At 64.5% G+C, this 19,499-nt stretch carries 11 protein-coding genes; 8 read left to right on the top strand and 3 right to left on the bottom strand.

What is annotated here, in order from left to right; genetic code table 11:
* Positions 1 to 132: 132 nt before the first annotated feature.
* The 6 genes from rplJ to F812_RS0117995 all read left to right on the top strand — a co-directional run bounded on the left by rplJ (position 133) and on the right by F812_RS0117995 (position 12,290).
* Positions 133 to 654 carry a 50S ribosomal protein L10 gene (gene rplJ, locus F812_RS0118020; RefSeq protein WP_026868245.1) on the top strand — a complete coding sequence of 174 codons (522 nt, stop codon included), beginning with the start codon at positions 133 to 135 and terminating at the stop codon, positions 652 to 654.
* Between the two features lie 98 nt (positions 655 to 752).
* The gene (gene rplL, locus F812_RS0118015; RefSeq protein WP_020087387.1) at positions 753 to 1,130 is read left to right on the top strand and encodes a 50S ribosomal protein L7/L12; all 378 of its coding nucleotides are present in this window, start codon (positions 753 to 755) and stop codon (positions 1,128 to 1,130) included.
* Positions 1,131 to 1,480: 350 nt separating this feature from the next.
* Positions 1,481 to 5,635, top strand: coding sequence for a DNA-directed RNA polymerase subunit beta (gene rpoB, locus F812_RS0118010; RefSeq protein WP_020087386.1), 4,155 nt, complete (start codon positions 1,481 to 1,483; stop codon positions 5,633 to 5,635).
* 110 nt (positions 5,636 to 5,745) lie between these two features.
* The gene (rpoC, locus tag F812_RS0118005; protein WP_020087385.1) at positions 5,746 to 9,969 is read left to right on the top strand and encodes a DNA-directed RNA polymerase subunit beta'; all 4,224 of its coding nucleotides are present in this window, start codon (positions 5,746 to 5,748) and stop codon (positions 9,967 to 9,969) included.
* A 306-nt stretch (positions 9,970 to 10,275) separates the two neighbouring features.
* Positions 10,276 to 11,667 (top strand): class II 3-deoxy-7-phosphoheptulonate synthase, encoded by a 1,392-nt coding sequence (locus F812_RS0118000; RefSeq protein WP_020087384.1) that lies wholly within the window; start codon positions 10,276 to 10,278, stop codon positions 11,665 to 11,667.
* 269 nt (positions 11,668 to 11,936) lie between these two features.
* Positions 11,937 to 12,290, top strand: a complete 354-nt coding sequence (locus F812_RS0117995) for a hypothetical protein (RefSeq protein WP_156827510.1) — start codon at positions 11,937 to 11,939, stop codon at positions 12,288 to 12,290.
* A 29-nt stretch (positions 12,291 to 12,319) separates the two neighbouring features.
* On the opposite strand, the gene ppa is transcribed toward F812_RS0117995, so the two are convergent.
* Positions 12,320 to 12,859, bottom strand: a complete 540-nt coding sequence (ppa, locus tag F812_RS0117990; protein ID WP_026868244.1) for an inorganic diphosphatase — start codon at positions 12,857 to 12,859, stop codon at positions 12,320 to 12,322.
* A gap of 192 nt (positions 12,860 to 13,051) precedes the next feature.
* Positions 13,052 to 13,993: an AEC family transporter gene (locus tag F812_RS0117985; protein WP_020087381.1), complete on the bottom strand. Its 942-nt coding sequence runs from the start codon at positions 13,991 to 13,993 to the stop codon at positions 13,052 to 13,054.
* Positions 13,994 to 14,203: 210 nt separating this feature from the next.
* On the opposite strand from F812_RS0117985, the gene F812_RS0117980 reads away from it, so the two are divergent.
* Positions 14,204 to 15,886, top strand: a complete 1,683-nt coding sequence (locus F812_RS0117980; RefSeq protein WP_020087380.1) for an NAD+ synthase — start codon at positions 14,204 to 14,206, stop codon at positions 15,884 to 15,886.
* Between the two features lie 335 nt (positions 15,887 to 16,221).
* Here the strand turns inward: F812_RS0117980 and F812_RS25690 are convergent, their stop codons facing one another.
* Positions 16,222 to 17,694, bottom strand: a complete 1,473-nt coding sequence (locus F812_RS25690) for a protein kinase domain-containing protein (RefSeq protein ID WP_051113872.1) — start codon at positions 17,692 to 17,694, stop codon at positions 16,222 to 16,224.
* A gap of 220 nt (positions 17,695 to 17,914) precedes the next feature.
* On the opposite strand from F812_RS25690, the gene F812_RS25685 reads away from it, so the two are divergent.
* Positions 17,915 to 19,441: an FHA domain-containing protein gene (locus tag F812_RS25685; RefSeq protein ID WP_020087379.1), complete on the top strand. Its 1,527-nt coding sequence runs from the start codon at positions 17,915 to 17,917 to the stop codon at positions 19,439 to 19,441.
* Positions 19,442 to 19,499 lie beyond the last annotated feature (58 nt).

Here is a 19,499-nt window from a genome sequence, read left to right as displayed (position 1 = left end):
GCACCGTGCCGTATTGCATGCGCGCGGTTGGACAGGACTAGCGTCGCGGCAACCTCCTCGCGGAGAACGCTGCGGCAGGGTGCAACCCGCGACCGGCCCGCGAACGGGCCAGTCGCAACCAGGAGTGAGCAGGTGGATAGAGCCGCAAAACAGGCGCTCGTGACGTCGCTCCACGAGGTGTTGAAAGACACCGGTGTGGTCGTCGTCGCCCACAACACCGGCATGGTGGCCGCTCAATCGGCAGAATTCCGCAAGCGCGTCAAAGAGGCGGGCGGGTCTGTCAAAGTGGCCAAGAACAAGCTGGTGAAGCTCGCGCTCAAGGACACGAAAGCCGAAGGTATCGCCGATCTCTTCGCTGGGCCGACAGTGTTGGCCTACTCGAAGGATCCGATCGCCGCGGCCCGTGCTGCCGTCAAGTACGCCAAGGAGAACGAGAAGCTCGTGATCCTCGGCGGCGCGATGGGAGCGTCCGTCCTCGACGCGAACGGCGTCAAAGCACTCGCCGACCTGCCTTCGCTTGATGAGCTGAGAGCAAAGCTGATTGGTCTCTTGAACGCGCCGGCGACGAAGATCGCCCGCACGGTCAAGGAGCCCGGTGCAAAGCTCGCACGCGTCATTCAGGCCAAGGCATCGCAAGGTGGCGAAGCAGCTTGAGCCTAATGTTGGGCATCACTGAACAGGCGCTCTCGGCACAAATGATGAAGCTGAGACAAAGCGCCCCTCTCGAAGGCTAAACCGGAAGGACTATATACATGTCGGATCTTGCAAAGATTGTTGAAGACCTGTCGAAGCTGACCGTTCTCGAGGCAGCCGAACTCGCCAAGCTTCTCGAAGAGAAGTGGGGCGTGTCGGCTGCTGCTGCCGTGGCCGTTGCTGCTGCTCCCGCCGCTGGCGGTGCTGCTGCTGCCGCTGAGGAGCAGACCGAGTTCACCGTCATCCTGAAGTCGGGCGGCGACAAGAAGATCAACGTCATCAAGGAAGTGCGCGCCATCACGGGCCTCGGCCTCAAGGAAGCCAAGGACCTCGTCGAGGCCGGCGGCAAGACGGTCAAGGAAGGCGTGTCCAAGGACGAGGCACAGAAGATCAAGAAGCAGCTTGAGGACCAGGGCGCGGTCGTCGAGCTCAAGTAAAGCAACTGGCAGCAGGCGGCGGGCATCAGGATTTTCCTGCTGCCTGTTGCCTGCGACCTGCTGCTTGGCCCGCGAAGCGGGCGCCGAAAGACGGTTCACCGGAGGTCCTCCGAGGGTTTCCCCCTCGAAGAGGCCCTCCGGCGAGCCGTTTCAAAGGTTCAAGACCACGAACGCTTCGGAGTCTGAGGCGGGGACGTCGGTCTGACGAAAAATTGGGGCGAAGCCGCTTTTCCTGGAAAAGCAACTTCGCTCGATAACGAGGCGCAGGGGAGGGCGACCCCGGCGCTGGGCAAGAAAGTCGAGCGGTCGTGCAACCCCTGGCACGGCCCCGGGCGAGATGAGGAGCGGACATGGCTGAGACGTTCAACGGCCGCAAGCGTATTCGTAAGCAATTCGGGTCCATCCACGAAGTCGCGGAAATGCCGAACCTCATCGAGGTTCAGAAGAGTTCCTATGACGACTTCCTGATGGTCAAGGAGCCCCCGGGCGGCCGTCCTGACGATCATGGCCTTCAGGCTGTCTTCAAGTCCGTGTTCCCGATCTCCGACTTCTCCGGCCGCGCGACGCTGGAGTTCGTGCGCTACGAGTTCGAGCCGCCGAAGTACGACGTCGACGAGTGCATGCAGCGCGACATGACCTACTCCGCGCCGCTCAAGGTCAAGCTTCGCCTCATCGTATTCGATGTGAACGAGGAGACCGGCTCCAAGTCGATCAAGGACGTCAAGGAGCAGGACGTCTACATGGGCGACATGCCGCTCATGACGCTGAACGGCACCTTCGTCATCAATGGCACCGAGCGCGTCATCGTTTCCCAGATGCATCGTTCGCCGGGCGTGTTCTTCGATCACGACCGCGGCCGCACGCATGCGTCGGGCAAGCTGCTGTTCGCCGCCCGCATCATTCCCTATCGCGGTTCCTGGCTCGACTTCGAGTTCGACGCCAAGGACAACGTCTATGTCCGCATCGATCGCCGCCGCAAGCTGCCGGTGACGACGCTGCTGTACGCCCTCGGCCTCGACGACGAAGAGATCCTCTCGACGTTCTACAAGATGATCTCGGTCAAGGAGAGCAAGCGCGGCTGGAAGATGCCGTTCATGCCCGAGAAGATGCGCGGCATGACGCCTCTCGCCGACCTCATGGATGCCAAGTCGGGCGACGTCGTGGCCAAGGCCGGCGACAAGATCACGGCCCGCAAGGCACGTGAGCTCGCCGAGAACGGCCTCAAGGAAGTGCTCGTCTCGTCCGAGGACCTCGCCGGCCGCTACATCGCCGAGGACATCGTCAACCTCGAGACCGGACAGATCTACGCCGAAGCCGGCGCCGAGCTGGACGCGAAGCTGCTTGCCGAGCTCAAGGATCAGAAGGTCAAGGAATTCCACGTCCTCGACATCGATCACGTCAACATTGGTCCGTTCATCCGCAACACCCTCAACATCGACAAGAACTCGAATGGTGAGGAAGCGCTGATGGACATCTACCGGGTCATGCGCCCGGGTGAGCCGCCGACCATCGAGGCGGCGACCAACCTGTTCCACAGCCTGTTCTTCGACGCGGAGCGCTACGACCTCTCGGCCGTCGGCCGCGTGAAGATGAACATGCGCCTCGAGCTGGATGCGCCGGACACGATGCGCGTGCTGCGCCGCGAGGACATCCTCGCCGTCATCAAGACGCTGGTCGACCTGCGCGACGGCCGTGGCGAGATCGACGACATCGATCACCTCGGCAACCGCCGCGTCCGCTCGGTGGGCGAGCTGATGGAGAACCAGTACCGCGTCGGCTTGCTCCGCATGGAGCGCGCGATCAAGGAGCGCATGAGCTCGGTCGAGATCGACACGGTCATGCCGCAGGATCTGATCAACGCCAAGCCGGCGGCTGCCGCCGTGCGCGAGTTCTTCGGCTCCTCGCAGCTTTCGCAGTTCATGGACCAGACCAACCCGCTCTCCGAGATCACGCACAAGCGTCGTCTCTCGGCGCTCGGGCCGGGCGGCCTCACGCGTGAGCGCGCGGGCTTCGAAGTCCGCGACGTGCATCCGACCCACTACGGCCGCATCTGCCCGATTGAGACGCCGGAAGGTCCGAACATCGGCCTCATCAACTCGCTCGCGACGTTCGCGCGGGTGAACAAGTACGGCTTCATCGAGAGCCCCTACCGCAAGGTCAAGGATGGCAAGGTCACCGACACCGTGTCCTATCTCTCCGCCATGGAGGAGATGCGCCACCACGTCGCCCAGGCCAACGCCGACATCGACGCCAAGGGCAACCTCACAGAGGATCTCGTCACCGTCCGCTATCAGGGCGACGTGATGCTCGTGCCGAAGGACCGCGTCGACTACATCGACGTGTCGCCGAAGCAGCTCGTGTCCGTTGCGGCGGCGCTCATTCCGTTCCTCGAGAACGACGACGCCAACCGCGCGCTCATGGGCTCGAACATGCAGCGTCAGGCTGTGCCGCTCGTGAAGGCCGAGGCGCCGCTCGTCGGCACCGGCATGGAGGAGCGCGTAGCCCGTGACTCGGGCGCCGCCATCGCCGCCCGCCGCTCCGGCATCGTCGATCAGGTGGACGCGACCCGTATCGTCATCCGCGCGACGGACGAGACCGATCCGTCGAAGCCGGGTGTCGACATCTACCGCCTGCGCAAGTTCCAGCGCTCGAACCAGAACACCTGCATCAACCAGCGTCCGCTCATCAACGTGGGTGATCGCGTCGAAGCCGGTGAGATCGTGGCCGACGGCCCCTCGACGGACCTTGGCGATCTGGCGCTCGGCAAGAACGTGCTCGTCGCGTTCATGCCGTGGATGGGCTACAACTTCGAGGACTCGATCCTCCTCTCCGAGCGCGTCGTGTACGACGACATCTTCACCTCGATCCACATCGAGGAGTTCGAGGTCATGGCTCGCGACACCAAGCTCGGGCCTGAGGAGATCACGCGCGATATTCCGAACGTCTCGGAAGAGGCGCTGAAGAACCTCGACGAAGCAGGCATCGTCTACATCGGCGCCGAAGTGAACCCGGGCGACATCCTCGTCGGCAAGATCACGCCGAAGGGCGAGAGCCCGATGACGCCGGAAGAGAAGCTGCTTCGCGCCATCTTCGGCGAGAAGGCCTCCGACGTGCGCGACACCTCGCTGCGTCTGCCCCCGGGCGTGACCGGCACGGTCGTCGAGGTGCGCGTGTTCAATCGCCACGGCGTCGACAAGGACGAGCGCGCGATGGCGATCGAGCGCGAGGAGATCGAGCGTCTCGCGAAGGACCGCGACGACGAGCTGCAGATCCTCGACCGCAACGTCTATGCCCGCCTGAAGGACTCGCTCCTCGGCAAGGAGGTTGCGAAGGGTCCGAAGGGTGCGCGCAAGGGCACCGAGATCGACGAGCCCATTCTGGCTGACATTCCGCGCAGCCAGTGGTGGGAGATCGGCCTCAAGGACGAGAAGGCCCAGGCCGAGGTCGAGGCCATCAACAAGCAGTACGAGGAAGCCAAGAAGAGCCTCGAGCGCCGCTTCGTCGACAAGGTCGACAAGCTGCAGCGTGGCGACGAGCTGCCTCCGGGCGTGATGAAGATGGTCAAGGTCTTCGTCGCCGTGAAGCGCAAGATCCAGCCGGGCGACAAGATGGCCGGCCGTCACGGCAACAAGGGCGTCGTCTCGCTCATCGTGCCGTGCGAGGACATGCCGTTCCTCGAGGACGGCACCCACGTCGACGTTGTGCTGAACCCGCTCGGCGTGCCCTCGCGCATGAACGTCGGACAGATCCTCGAGACGCACATGGGTTGGGCGTGCCGAGGTCTCGGACGCATCATCGATGAGGCGTTGAAGGAGTTCCACGCTTCGGGCAAGGCCGATGAGCTGCGCGCGGAGATGGAGAAGATCTACGGCAAGGAGGTCATCAAGCCGGCCATCAAGGACGACGACCTCGCCTCCGTCGCCGAGAAGCTCACCAAGGGCGTGCCGATTGCGACGCCTGTGTTCGATGGTGCCAAGGAGCCGGACATCGTGCAGATGCTCGACGCCGCGGGCTTCGACAGCTCCGGCCAGGTTCGTCTCTACGACGGGCGCACCGGCGAGCAGTTCGATCGCAAGGTGACCGTGGGCTACAAGTACATCCTGAAGCTCCACCATCTTGTCGACGACAAGATCCACGCCCGGTCGATCGGTCCCTACTCGCTCGTCACCCAGCAGCCGCTGGGCGGCAAGGCCCAGTTCGGCGGCCAGCGTTTCGGCGAAATGGAGGTCTGGGCGCTCGAAGCTTACGGCGCGGCCTACACGCTGCAGGAAATGCTCACCGTCAAGTCGGACGACGTTGCGGGCCGCACCAAGGTCTACGAGGCGATCGTCCGCGGCGACGACGCGTTCGAGGCCGGCGTGCCGGAAAGCTTCAACGTGCTGGTCAAGGAAATGCGGGCGCTCGGCCTCAACGTCGAGCTTCTGAACTCCGATGCACCGGCCGTCGAGGCTCCGCCCGAGGCTTCGCCCGAGCGTCCGCGGCTTCCGCCTGCCGCCGCCGAGTAACAGGCGGCTACGACACCTGAGTCTCCTCCCTCCCTCGCGGGAGGGAGGCTGATTGCCAAGAATTTTGAGGATCGCGGCCCCCACCCACCGCTGATCCCTGGAGAGAGCCGATGAACGAGATCACCAACCTCTTCAAGACGCAGCAGTCGATTCCGACCTTCGACGAGATCAAGATCTCGATCGCGTCGCCGGATGATATCCATTCGTGGTCGTTCGGCGAGATCAAGAAGCCCGAGACGATCAACTACCGTACCTTCAAGCCGGAGCGCGACGGTCTGTTCTGCGCGCGCATCTTCGGACCGATCAAGGACTACGAGTGCTTGTGCGGCAAGTACAAGCGCATGAAGTACAAGGGCCTGATCTGCGAGAAGTGCGGCGTGGAAGTGACGCTCGCCAAGGTGCGCCGCGAGCGCATGGGCCACATCGAGCTGGCCGCGCCGGTTGCCCACATCTGGTTCCTGAAGTCGCTGCCCTCGCGCATCGGCCTGCTTCTCGACATGACGCTCAAGGATCTCGAGCGCGTCCTGTACTTCGAGAACTACATCGTCACCGAGCCCGGCATCTCCCCGTTCAAGGAGAAGCAGCTCCTGACCGAGGATCAGTACAACCAGGCGATCGAGGAGCACGGAGCCGACAGCTTCACCGCTGGCATCGGCGCCGAGGCCATTCGCGACCTCATGACCAACATGGATCTGCCGAAGATCCGTGACGATCTGCGTCAGGAGATCGCCGAGAGCACCACCGATCTCAAGCCGAAGAAGCTCGGCAAGCGCCTCAAGGTTATCGAGAGCTTCATCGAGAGCGGCAACCGTCCGGAGTGGATGATCCTGACCGTGGTTCCGGTCATCCCGCCGGAGCTGCGCCCGCTGGTCCCGCTCGACGGTGGCCGCTTCGCGACCTCCGACCTCAACGACCTCTACCGCCGCGTCATCAACCGCAACAATCGTCTGAAGCGGCTGATGGAGCTGCGTGCGCCGGATATCATCATCCGCAACGAGAAGCGCATGCTGCAGGAGTCGGTGGACGCCCTGTTCGACAACGGCCGCCGCGGCCGCGTCATCACCGGCGCCAACAAGCGTCCGCTTAAGTCGCTCGCCGACATGCTGAAGGGCAAGCAGGGCCGCTTCCGCCAGAACCTGCTCGGCAAGCGCGTCGACTACTCCGGCCGCTCGGTCATCGTCGTCGGTCCGGAGCTCAAGCTGCACCAGTGCGGCCTTCCGAAGAAGATGGCGCTCGAGCTGTTCAAGCCGTTCATCTATGCGCGTCTTCAGACGCTCGGTCAGGCTGCCACCGTGAAGCAGGCGAAGAAGCTCGTCGAGAAGGAGAAGCCCGAGGTTTGGGACGTCCTCGACGAGGTCATTCGCGAGCATCCGGTTATGCTGAACCGCGCGCCGACGCTGCATCGTCTGGGCATCCAGGCGTTCGAGCCGCAACTCATCGAAGGCAAGGCGATCCAGCTTCACCCGCTGGTGTGCGCGGCCTTCAACGCCGACTTCGACGGCGACCAGATGGCCGTCCATGTGCCGCTCTCCCTCGAGGCTCAGCTCGAGGCACGCGTGCTCATGATGTCGACCAACAACATTCTGCATCCCGCGAACGGCCAGCCGATCATCGTGCCCTCGCAGGACATCGTTCTCGGCCTCTACTACCTGTCGATCGTTCGCGACAAGGAGCCCGGCGAAGGCATGGTCTTCGGATCGGTGGGCGAGGTGCGCCATGCTCTCGAGGCTGGCGCCGTGACGCTGCACGCTAAGATCAAGGGCCGCTTCCGCACGGTCGGCCCTGAGGGCGAGGAGGTCATCGAGCTTCTCGAGACCACTCCGGGCCGCATGATCCTGGGCGAGGTGCTGCCGAAGAAGCCGGGCGTGAAGCCCGCGCTCGTCAACCAGCTCCTCACCAAGAAGGCCATCTCGGCCATGATCGACGCCGTCTACCGTAACTGCGGTCAGAAGGAGACGGTCATCTTCTGCGATCGCATCATGGCGCTGGGCTTCCACCACGCGTTCAAGGCCGGCATTTCGTTCGGCAAGGACGACATGTTGATCCCGGACACCAAGACCAAGATCGTGCACGACACGACCGAAATGGTCCGCGAGTTCGAGCAGCAGTACAACGATGGCCTCATCACGCAGCTCGAGAAGTACAACAAGGTCGTCGACGCCTGGTCGAAGTGCACCGATCAGATCGCCAAGGAGATGATGGATCGCATCTCGACCGCTCCCAAGGACAAGGACGGGCGCGAGAAGCAGGTCAACTCGATCTACATGATGAGCCATTCGGGTGCGCGTGGTTCGCCCGCGCAGATGAAGCAGCTCGCGGGTATGCGCGGCCTCATGACCAAGCCCTCGGGCGAGATCATCGAGACGCCGATCATCTCGAACTTCAAGGAAGGTCTCTCGGTTCTCGAGTACTTCAACTCGACCCACGGCGCCCGTAAGGGTCTGGCCGATACGGCTCTCAAGACCGCGAACTCGGGCTACCTGACGCGCCGTCTCGTCGACGTCGCCCAGGACAGCATCATCACCGAGGAGGATTGCGGAACCGATCGCGGCATCAAGGTGCAGGCGGTTGTCGACGCAGGCCAGGTCATCGTCTCGCTCGGCGCGCGCGTTCTCGGCCGCACCGCGGCAGAGGATGTCGTCGGCACCGGCCCGAACGGCGAGGAAACCGTCATTCTCAAGACGGGCGAGCTGATCGAGGAGCGTCACTCCGACGCCATCGAGAAGGCGCAGATCCAGGAAGTCCGCATCCGCTCGGTGCTGACGTGCGAAACCGTGACCGGCGTTTGCGGCAAGTGCTACGGCCGCGACCTCGCGCGCGGAACGCCCGTCAACATAGGTGAGGCTGTCGGCGTCATCGCCGCCCAGTCGATCGGCGAGCCGGGCACGCAGCTCACGATGCGTACGTTCCACATCGGTGGCACCGCGAACGTCGTCGACAGTTCGTTCATCGAGAGCAACTTCAACGGCAAGGTGAAGATCAAGAACCGCGCCATCGTGAAGGACGGCCAGGGCCGTCTCATCGCCATGGGCCGCACCATGTCGATCGTCATCGTCGACCAGTCGGGCAAGGAGCTTGCAACTCACAAGATCCAGTACGGCGCCCGCCTGCACGTGGACGAGGGCGATGAGGTCAAGCGTGGCACCAAGCTCGCACAGTGGGACCCCTACACCCGTCCGATCATCACGGAAGCCTCGGGCAAGGTCGAGTTCGAGGACCTGATAGAGGGCGTGTCCGTGCGCGAGCAGACGGACGACGTAAAGGGCACCACCAACCGCGTCATCGTCGACTGGCGCGCCACTCCGCGTGGCGCGGAGCTCAAGCCCGCGATCGTCGTCAAGGACGCCAAGGGCAAGCACATCAAGGTCGCCCGTGGCGGCGATGCCCGCTACCTCTTGACGGTCGAGGCCATTCTCTCGGTCGAGCCCGGCCAGGAGGTCAAGGCTGGCGACGTTATTGCGCGTATTCCGCTGGCATCCGCCAAGCAGAGCGACATCACGGGCGGTCTGCCGCGCGTGGCCGAGCTGTTCGAGGCGCGTCGCCCGAAGGATCACGCGATCATCGCCGAGGTCTCGGGCACCGTCGAGTTCGGCAAGGACTACAAGAACAAGCAGCGCATCACCATCAAGCCTGATGACGAGAGCCAGGAGCCGGTCGAGTACCTGATCCCGCGTGGCAAGAGCCTGGCTGTCCAGCCTGGCGACCACTTGGAGCGCGGCGACTACATCTACGACGGCAACCCGGCGCCGCACGACATTCTCGCCATCAAGGGCGTCGAGGAACTCGCCAACTACCTGATCAACGAGATCCAGGACGTCTATCGTCTGCAGGGCGTGACCATCAACGACAAGCACATCGAGGTCATCGTCCGGCAGATGCTGCAGAAGGTGGAGATCACCGAGGTCGGCGACACCGGCTTCATCAAGGGCGAGCAGATCGATCGCATCGAGTTCGACGAGGAGAACGCCAAGATCGAGAAGGCGGGCAAGCGCCCGGCCTCCGCGACGCCGGTTCTGCTCGGCATTACCAAGGCCTCGCTGCAGACCCGCTCGTTCATCTCCGCGGCCTCGTTCCAGGAGACCACGCGCGTGCTCACCGACGCGGCCGTCATCGGCAAGTCGGACACGCTCGAAGGCCTCAAGGAAAACGTCATCGTCGGCCGTCTGATCCCGGCCGGTACGGGCGGAATGCTGCGCGGCCTGCGCCGCATCGCCCAGAAGCGCGACGAGTTGATCAGCAAGGAGAAGGCTCGTTCCGAGGGCGACAAGTCCCTGTCCGCACCTGGCATGGAAGCGGGCGGGTTGGCCCGCCGCCGTCGCCGGGTTGCCGAGTAGCGGCAGCCGGATCGAGCAAGAACTTCGGGGAGGCGGCTGGGAAACTGGCCGCCTTCTTCTTATCTGAGGTTCGGAGGGGGCTTCTGGAAACGCAAGAGGCAGGCTCCGGGCGGCGGCGTCTTCCTTCGCAGGCCTGCCCGTCGGCTTGCCCGCTGGCTATCGGCCGGCTCTTGCCCTATAAGCCCAGTTAAAATTGAGGGGTATCAAGGACAGGGCGCGCGAGCGGCTGTCTCATAGGCCCCCGGAAAAACGTGGAATAGGCCGCCTGAGGTCCTCATGCGGCGGGTGGAGAAGGTACATAAGACAATGGCCGCAACCTGGTCCCCAGAGAGCTGGCGCTCGCTTCCGATCGTCCAAGTTCCCGATTATCCCGACGCCGCCGTGCTGAAGGACGTCGAAGGCCGTCTGTCCACCTTTCCCCCGCTCGTTTTTGCAGGCGAAGCGCGCGAGCTGAAGAAGGCCCTGGGCGAGGTCGCGCTTGGCGAAGGCTTCCTGCTGCAGGGCGGAGACTGTGCCGAGAGCTTCCTCGAGCACCGCGCCGACAACATCCGCGACTTCTTCCGCGTTTTCCTGCAAATGGCGGTTGTGCTCACCTATGCGGGCGGCAGCCCGGTGGTGAAGGTCGGCCGCATTGCTGGCCAGTTCGCCAAGCCGCGCTCTTCGCCCATGGAGAAGAAGAACGGCGTGGAGCTGCCGAGCTATCGCGGCGACATCATCAACGGAACGGACTTCACGCCAGAGGCCCGCATTCCCGATCCGCAGCGCCAGCTCGAGGCCTACCGTCAGTCGGCGGCGACGCTGAACCTGATCCGCGCCTTCGCGACCGGCGGCTACGCCGATCTCGAGCGCGTGCACCAGTGGAACATGGGCTTCGTCAAGGATAGCCCGCAGGGCCACCGCTACCAGGAGCTCGCCGATCGCATCGCCGAGACCTTGGGCTTCATGCGCGCCTGCGGCATCACCAGCGAGAACACGCCCCAGCTCCGCGCCACGAGCTTCTACACCAGCCACGAGGCCCTGCTGCTCGGCTACGAGCAGGCGCTCACGCGTCTCGATTCCACGAGCGGCGACTGGTACGCCACCAGCGGCCACATGCTGTGGATCGGCGATCGCACACGCCAGCCGGATCATGCGCATGTGGAGTTCTGCCGCGGCGTGAAGAATCCGATCGGCATCAAGTGCGGTCCGTCCCTGGACCCGGACACGCTCCTTCGCCTGATCGACATTCTGAACCCGAAGGACGAGGCGGGACGTCTGACGCTGATCTGCCGGTTCGGACATGACAAGGTCGGCCAGCACCTGCCGAAGCTGATCCGCGCCGTGAAGAAGGCGGGCCGCACGGTTGTGTGGTCGTGCGATCCCATGCACGGCAACACCATCAGCGCGGCCAACGGCTACAAGACGCGTCCGTTCGATCGCATCCTGAAGGAGGTCGAGGCCTTCTTCGACGTGCACCGTGCGGAAGGCTCGCACGCGGGCGGTATCCACGTCGAAATGACGGGCCAGAACGTGACGGAGTGCACCGGCGGCGCGACCGCGATCGCCGAGAACGATCTCATGGATCGCTACCACACACTCTGTGATCCGCGTCTCAACGCCGATCAGTCTCTGGAGCTGGCCTTCCTCGTTGCCGAGCGCATGAAGCTCGAGCGCGAGACCCGGGGGGCGCCTGCCCGACCGGAGGTCGCTTTCGGATAAAGTGCCCGGAGGTCGCTTTCGGATAAAGTGCCCGGAGGTCGCTTTCGGATAAGTACCGGAGGTCGCGTGCGGTAAAAGTCGCGGCCTTTTACAAAATGACAGGAAAGGGTTCCGATGCAAACGCAGGCATCGGAACCCTTTTTCATAAGGGGATGTGCTGGACGGAGCCCGTAGGTTAACCGAGGGGAACCTGCCGTCTGCCGGGGCGTTTCTTCACACGAGGTTTTGCGGCCTGAATGCCGCGACCCCCAGCAATAGCGGAGAAACCCATGGCAAATCTCAGCAGACAGGGGAGCGCGATGCTCTCCAACTTTCTCTCGCTGGTCTCGTCTGACGGGCGCACCCTGGCCGACAGCCCCTTCGTCGGCACGTGGAAGGTTTCGGACAGCGCCGGCAACCCCTTCGAGATCACGCTCTTTCCGTCCGGCACCGCCGAGGCGAACCGCGCAGGCGAGGGCATGAGCGGAACCTGGACAGAGGACGGTCAGGTATCAGCCGTCATTGAGTGGGACACTGGCTGGACGACCAAGATCACGAAGACAGACGATGCCTACGTCAAGACGGCCTACGATCAAGCCGCCGCAACACCCGCCAACACTTCGGCGGCCGTGAAGGTCTCGTAGGGCGGTCTCGCCGGAGCGGCTGGCTCTGATCAGCCTTTGCCCTGCTGTTTGGCGCGCGCAACCGCCTCCTCGATGAGGCGTTGCGCCTCCGCGCTGTCACCCCAGTGATGGATCTTCGCCCACTTCCCGGGCTCGAGATCCTTGTAGTGACTGAAGAAGTGCTCGATCTGATGCACCGAGATTTCGGGCAGATCCGAATAGTTCTTCACCTTGTCGTAGCGCTTCGTGAGCTTGCTCGAGGGGACGGCGATCACCTTCTCGTCCCCGCCGCCTTCATCTTCCATCACCAGCACGCCGACCGGCCTGCAGTTGATCACCGCGCCGGGTACGATGGCGCGCGTGTTGCACACCAGCACGTCGATGGGGTCACCGTCGTTGGAAAGCGTGTGCGGCACGAACCCGTAATTTCCGGGATAGCGCATGGGCGTGTAGAGGAAGCGGTCCACCACGAGGGTGCCCGACGCCTTGTCCATCTCGTACTTGATCGGCTCGCCGCCCACCGGCACCTCGATGACCACGTTGATGTCGTGGGGCGGGTTCTGTCCGATCGGAATTGCGTCGAGGCGCATGTGCTGAGGATTCCCAGGAATGATGATGATCAAGCTGTGCCCCATGGCGCGGGCCCGCACAAGGGGGAGACGCAACACGTCACACCATCATTTGGTCGAAGCGGTAAAGAGGGGCATTGCGCTGCTTGCCCGCCGGGGCTGTCCCGGGCCCGCAAGTCCGATGCCGGATCGAATGAAAACCGGCGGATTCGGTCAGGGAGCGTTCCCGGTCAGCACCATCAGGATCGGCAGCGTGATGAGCGCGCCAATCGTGGACATGAGAATGACCGCTGACGTGACGACTGCCGGAAGCCGGTAGTACTCGGCCAGCATGAACGGCCCCGTGCCCGTGGGGAGCGCCGCCAGCAGCACGGCCATGGCCGCGAGGCGCGGGGGCACGGCAAAGGCCATGGCCAGTACCCAGGTCAGCGCCGGATGGACGAGAAGCTTCACCGTGGTGAGCACGACGGCCGTCTTCGTATCCTTCGCGGCAATCGGCCGGGGCTCGGCTAGGAAAAGACCGATCACCACCAGCGCGAGCGGGCTCGCTGCGCCGCCGAGGAGCTTTAGAAACGCGTCGGCCGGAGCTGGAAGCCCGAGCCCCGTCGTGCCGTAGGCGACGCCGAGCACCGGGGCAATCAGCAGCGGATTGCGCACCAGCGATCCGCCCACCTTGCGCGCGAGCCTCAGCGGATTGCGCTCGTTGTGGCTTGCCACCTCGATCAGCACGATGGCGGAGGCGAACAGTACGCATACCGTGAGGATGGAGGCGATGGTGACCGGAACAAGGCTCTCCTTGCCGTAGAACATGAGCAGGACGGGAAAGCCGATGTAAGCGGTGTTGGCATACGAGCTGAGCAGGCCGTCGATGCTGGCGGAGGCGAGGCGCTGTCCCGCGAGCAGGCTCAAACCGACCGTCAGATAGAACACGATTCCGCACGCGAGGCCGAATGCGCCGATGAAGGCGGGCTGGGCTAGGTCGCCCCAGCTCGCGTGCGCCATCACGTCGAAGAGCAGCGCCGGAAGCGCCAGATAGACGACGAAGCGGTTGAGCTCGGAGACGGCCGCCTGCCCCATGACTCCAATCTTGCGCGCGGCATAGCCGCTCGCCATCAGCGCGAAGACAGGGGCAATGATCGAGAGGATTGAGAGCATCGAAAAAAGACCTGGACCGGCCGGAATACCCCTCTCTGATACTGTCTACCTGCGAGAAGTCCACCTGCCAAAGCGGCGGCCTCACGGAAAGCGAGGGGGTGGTCCGCGCTTTTCGCTGGCCAGTACGCGACGAGGCCAGCGGACTTGTGCGAAAGGCGCGCGCTTGATGCCGCTGGACCCCGGGCGGCGGGACACGTAAATCTTGCCCGCATGAGCACAGTTCTGTCGACCCCGCCCGCCGCACCCGCCTCCCTCAAGATCGCTCTTGCCCAGTTGAACCCCATCGTGGGGGATCTCGCGGGCAACGAGCGCAAGCTGCTCGACGCGCGCGCCGCTGCGGCCGCCCAGGGCGCGGATCTCGTCGTGTTTCCGGAATTGTTTTTGACCGGCTATCCGCCGGAAGACCTCGTCCTGAAACCCGCCTTCCACAATGCCGCGCGCGCCCAGGTGGAGGCGCTCGCAGCCCGTCTCGGCCCTGGCCCTGCGGTGCTGGTCGGCACCGTCTGGCCGGACAACGGCGCGATCTACAATGCGGTTGCGCTTCTGGACCAGGGCGCAGTCGTTGCCGTTCGCCGCAAGGTCGATCTGCCGAATTACGGCGTGTTCGACGAGAAGCGCGTCTTCACGGCGGGTGATCTGCCGAGCCCGATCGCCTTCCGCGGAGTGCGGCTCGGCGTGCCCATCTGCGAGGACATCTGGAAGGATGAGGTGACGGAGTGTCTGGCCGAGTGCGGGGCCGAGATCCTGCTCGTGCCGAACGGCTCTCCGTTTGACTGGAAGAAGCCGGACGTGCGCCTCAACGTGGCGCTGGCGCGCGTGACCGAGAGCGGCCTGCCGCTCGCCTACGTCAATCAGGTGGGCGGCCAGGATGAGCTGGTGTTCGACGGCGCCTCGTTCGTGCTCAACAGCGACCACAGCCTCGCCTGCCAGCTTCCGGCCTGGGAGGAGCATCTCGCGGTCACAGAATGGACCCGCACCGCTGACGGCTGGCGATGCGCGGGCGCGCCCATCCACAAGCTCACCGAGGGCGATGCCGCCGCCTATCACGCCTGTGTGCTGGGATTGCGCGACTACGTGGAGAAGAACCGCTTCCCGGGCGTCGTGCTTGGCCTTTCGGGCGGCGTGGACAGCGCGCTCGTCGCCGCCATGGCCGTTGATGCGCTGGGGCCTGAACGGGTTCACGCCGTGATGATGCCTTACCGCTACACGTCGGACCAGAGCATCGCTGACGCCAAGGCATGTGCGGCCGCGCTCGGCATCAAGCTCGACACGGTGCCCATCGAGCCCGCGGTAACGGGGTTCGCGGCGGCGCTCTCCGCTGTGTTCGCAGGCCGCGCGCCCGACATCACGGAGGAGAACATCCAGAGCCGGGCACGCGGCGTCATCGTGATGGCCATCTCCAACAAGTTCGGCGCCATGGTGCTCACCACCGGCAACAAGAGCGAGATGAGCGTCGGCTACGCCACCCTCTACGGCGACATGAACGGCGGCTTCAACCCCGTGAAGGATCTCTACAAGATGGAGATCTATCGCCTTTGCCGCTGGCGCAACGCGCATGTTCCAACGGGCGGTCTCGGCCCGGCCGGAGAGGTCATCCCCGAGAGCATCATCGTCCGCCCCCCCACGGCGGAACTGCGCGAGAACCAGAAGGACGAGGACAGCCTGCCGCCCTATCCGGTGCTGGACGATATTCTGTCGTGCCTCGTCGAGCAGGAGATGCCGATCGTGCAGGTCATCGCGCGTGGCCACCCGGAGGAGGTGGTGCGGAAGGTGGAGCGGCTGCTCTATCTCGCCGAGTACAAGCGCAGGCAGGCTGCGCCGGGCGTCAAGATCTCGAGCCGCAACTTCGGCCGCGACCGCCGCTACCCGATCACCAACCGCTTTCGCGAGTAGGGCGGAGGAGCCGCGTTATCGAGGCGGTCATCCACGGGCAACTTGTCTGAATGGCGGAGCGCGTAGCCCCCTGGATGGCCGGGTCAAGCCCGGCCACGGAGTTGGTGGATGGGCGCCGGATCTAGCCTCGAACGTGCCCTGCACGAGAGGTGACTGGACCCCGATCTTCATCGGGGTGACGTTGAATGTAGGCTGTCAGCCTGCCTACCCCTGACGTCATCCCGGCATCACGGCGAAGCCGAGTTCCGCGCGGAGGATGGCCGGGATCCAGACACGCATCCGATCTTGCACCCGATGAGGGACGGTCCGGCCTGGGCGCAAGCGGAGAGCGAAGCTCACTTCCCCTTGGTGCCGTCGGCACAGAAGGTGAGGGCGATCTGGCAGACGCCGTAAGCGCGCTCGCAGTCCCAGCGGGCGTTGGTCTCGGCGAGCTGGATCGACTTGCCGGAGGCAGCTTTCCAGCGTGTCGGATCGGCAGGCATCTCCGCCAGCGCCCAGCACTCCTGCTTCGAGATGGTGGCGATCACCTCGCAGCCCTGCGCTCCGAACTTGTCCGTGCATTTCTTGAGAGCCGCGGCCTCCGCCGCTTCCTTGCTGCGCTCCTCGACGCGCGCGAAGATGTTGCCGCCGTGATCGACCACCGCGCCCCAGCAATCGGCCCCGGAGAAGAGCCCGCCGCACTCCGCGAACGGGCTGCGCTTGCCACTCATGAGAAGCACGGCGCCACCCGCGAGGAGCGCAGCCGCGCCCGCCGCGATGGCCCCCATCACGAGTTTGCGTTTCCCCTTCGCCGCGCCGATTTTCGACAGGCTCGTGGTGATGAGGCGCGTGTAGACGTTGGGCGCGCGCATGGGCACGCTGTGCTTCGAGGAGATGTGCCCGCGCTGGGAGGCGGTCTGTGGCTCGGGCGAGACGACGTGACTACCCCCGAGCAGCAGCGGACGCCACGCCCGCACCGACTGAGGCCGCGCACTTGGAGGCAGTCTGAGCGCCTCGTCGATGGCGGCGAGAAAGCTCTCGCGGTAGCCGCCCGCGGCTCCGGCTTTGACGGCCGGGACGAGATCGTCCGAAAGCTGCCGCGATGTCGCTTCCATCGGACGCTCGCCCGTGACCGCCCGGTAGAGCGTCGCGGCGAAGGCGTAGATGTCCGTCCAAGGCCCGTAGCGATCGGCATTGGAGGTGTACTGCTCGGGCGCCGAATATCCGCTCTTGAACACGAGCGCGGACACGAGCTGCGAGTGCTGCTTGATCTCGAAGCGGGAGGCGCCGAAGTCGAGCAGGAGCGGCGCACCGTCAGCGGCGCGCACCATGATGTTCTCGGGCGAGATGTCGAGATGCCAGGTGCGGTTCTCATGCACGAGCTCGAGCGCGCTGAGCAGAGGTCCGGCCACGAGGTCCAGCTCGTCCTGCGTCGGCCGGCTGTCGAGCCCCCTCAGCCATTTCTCGAAGGTCATGCCCTTGACGAGATCGAGCACCATGTAGGCCGTGTCGTTCTGCTCGAACACGCGCCGCACGCCGATGATGTTCGGGTGGTTGAACTGCGCGAGCAGCCGCGCCTCGTCGAAAAACTTCTTGAGGCCCCAGCGGTAGTCGGCTTCGGAGTTTGCCCGCGCCAGAAACTTGAGACTGTTGCCGTCGCGGCGGACGAGATCCTCGGGGAAGAACTCCTTGAGCGCGAATTCCTTGCTCAGCATCTCGTCGTTGATGAGATAGGTGATGCCAAATCCGCCCCGCCCCAGGAGGCCTGTGATCACGTACTGATCGATCCGCGTGCCGGGTGCCAGCACGGCATCGTCCTGACCGTCCATGGATCGGCACCCTCCTCGCACCCCCGCGGGCCTTGAAGGCCCTACAATGCCCCATTCGCTTTACGGCGGAAAGGGTTACTCTGGCGTTCGCGGCGCCGTTACACGCTAACGCTAACAGGATAGCTGCTGTGGGCCGAGCCTTGGCGATGTTGAACCCCAAACATCGTCAGCGTAAGATGATTTTCCTTTCCCATCTGGGACGACACTTGGAGACGCAAGCATGCGGCGCCCCACGAGGCAGCGCGAAGCGATTGTGGCGATCGGCTTGCTGCTCTCCGTACTGGGATCGTCCGGCGCGAGCGCTGCCGAGACCAAGCTCATTGCCAAATGCCAGCCGCCTGAGGCGGCCGCGGGCATGGCAGGCAGCCCCACGCTGTCCTGCGATGTGCGCGCCAACGGTTTTGCCGTCTTCAACGACGTGAAAGCGGTCCTCAAGGGCGAGGCCGGCGAGCTCGAGACCAAGTTCGAAGCCTTCGATCCCGCGAATGAGGGCGCCACTACCGCCTACCTCATCCAGCTTCTCCCCAACGGTCGCCGCGGCACGCTCTCGCAGATGGGCGATGCGGTCGTGACATTCGCCGACCGGCGCGACAGCAAGCGCCGGTTCACGGCCTACACGTTCGCCAACGACCTGACGCTGGTGTCCGATTCGGGCGCCTCGAAGAACGAGTTCGCGCGCCAGATCATCGCTGTGAAACCCGCGTCGGCGACCATACAACTCTACAAGGTGCTCCTTCAGGCCATCGAGGCCCTCGCCAAGGAGAGCGGAGAACGCAAGGCGCTCGTGCTGCTCGCCGACGGCACCTCCGACGACACTGGCTACAGCCACGACCAGGTGGTGAAGGCGGCAAAGGATGCCGGCGTCATCATCCACGTGCTCGGCTACTACGACGACCGTGCCGAGCGGCCGAAATTTCAGAAGCTGTTGCGGCTCGCAGAGGATACGGGCGGCTACGCGACGGAGGTGAAGCAGGGCTCGGGCAAGGACTTCACGAAGGATGTCGTCACCCCCCGCTTTGTCGGAGAGGTTTTGGAGAACGGCGGCTGGGTGAAGGCGACCCTCAAAGGTCCGGCCGGTCCTCAGACGGTCGAGCTCTCTGCCACGCTCTCGGAAGGCACCGTTCTCAAAGCGGAGGAGAAGGTTGAGGTCCCGGCCGCGGCGCAGCCGGGCTTCGACACCACGATCGAGCGTTCGGTCGGCTCCGACACCAAGGATCGCGCTGACGCGCCCGGCGGGATACTCGATTGGGTTTCCGAGAACGCGCTGCTGCTCGCAGGGCTCGGCGCACTCGCAGGGCTTGGCATCGCGGGCTTCCTTCTCTACGGGCCGAAGGCCACCGTGAAGGAGACCGCGGCCGATCCTCCTTCCGGGGCGGAGCCCGCGGTTCCCGGGGACGAAAGCCACGGCGAGCTGCTGCGCGATGCCGATGGCCGCCCCGTGATCTACGGATGGCTCGAAGGGCTCGACGGAGACGCGGGCCGCCATCCCTTGCGCACCACCAACGTGCGCGTGGGTCGCCATCGCGACAACGACATCTGCCTGCAGAACGATTCCATTTCGCGCCGTCACGCGGTGCTGCACTACAACGCCGACACGCGCCGCTTCGTGATCACCGATCTCGGTGGCGGCAATGGCGTGCTCGTCAACAAGACCAAGTACAAGTCGCGCGAGCTGAACGACGGCGACACGGTTGAGCTGGGCGAGGTCCGGTTGCGCTTCCGGGCCGAGACGGAGTTTCTGACATGACCGCCGCCGCCCGGTGCGAAAACCATGGCCGTGCGGCCTGGCGATTTGGCTGCCGAAA

This window comes from Hyphomicrobium zavarzinii ATCC 27496, from assembly GCF_000383415.1.
In the GTDB taxonomy this organism is placed as follows: Bacteria; Pseudomonadota; Alphaproteobacteria; order Rhizobiales; family Hyphomicrobiaceae; genus Hyphomicrobium_C; species Hyphomicrobium_C zavarzinii.
This window is presented reverse-complemented; position numbering and strand designations above follow the sequence as displayed.

What these genes read in the sequence shown, in the direction of transcription:
- rpoC (WP_020087385.1), top strand. Translation starts at nt 5,746, where the DNA reads ATGAACGAGATCACCAACCTCTTCAAGACGCAGCAGTCGATTCCGACC.
- F812_RS0117985 (WP_020087381.1), bottom strand. Translation starts at nt 13,993, where the DNA reads ATGCTCTCAATCCTCTCGATCATTGCCCCTGTCTTCGCGCTGATGGCG.
- rpoB (WP_020087386.1), top strand. Translation starts at nt 1,481, where the DNA reads ATGGCTGAGACGTTCAACGGCCGCAAGCGTATTCGTAAGCAATTCGGG.
- F812_RS0118000 (WP_020087384.1), top strand. Translation starts at nt 10,276, where the DNA reads ATGGCCGCAACCTGGTCCCCAGAGAGCTGGCGCTCGCTTCCGATCGTC.
- F812_RS25685 (WP_020087379.1), top strand. Translation starts at nt 17,915, where the DNA reads ATGCGGCGCCCCACGAGGCAGCGCGAAGCGATTGTGGCGATCGGCTTG.
- F812_RS25690 (WP_051113872.1), bottom strand. Translation starts at nt 17,694, where the DNA reads ATGGACGGTCAGGACGATGCCGTGCTGGCACCCGGCACGCGGATCGAT.
- F812_RS0117980 (WP_020087380.1), top strand. Translation starts at nt 14,204, where the DNA reads ATGAGCACAGTTCTGTCGACCCCGCCCGCCGCACCCGCCTCCCTCAAG.
- rplL (WP_020087387.1), top strand. Translation starts at nt 753, where the DNA reads ATGTCGGATCTTGCAAAGATTGTTGAAGACCTGTCGAAGCTGACCGTT.
- F812_RS0117995 (WP_156827510.1), top strand. Translation starts at nt 11,937, where the DNA reads ATGGCAAATCTCAGCAGACAGGGGAGCGCGATGCTCTCCAACTTTCTC.
- ppa (WP_026868244.1), bottom strand. Translation starts at nt 12,859, where the DNA reads ATGCGCCTCGACGCAATTCCGATCGGACAGAACCCGCCCCACGACATC.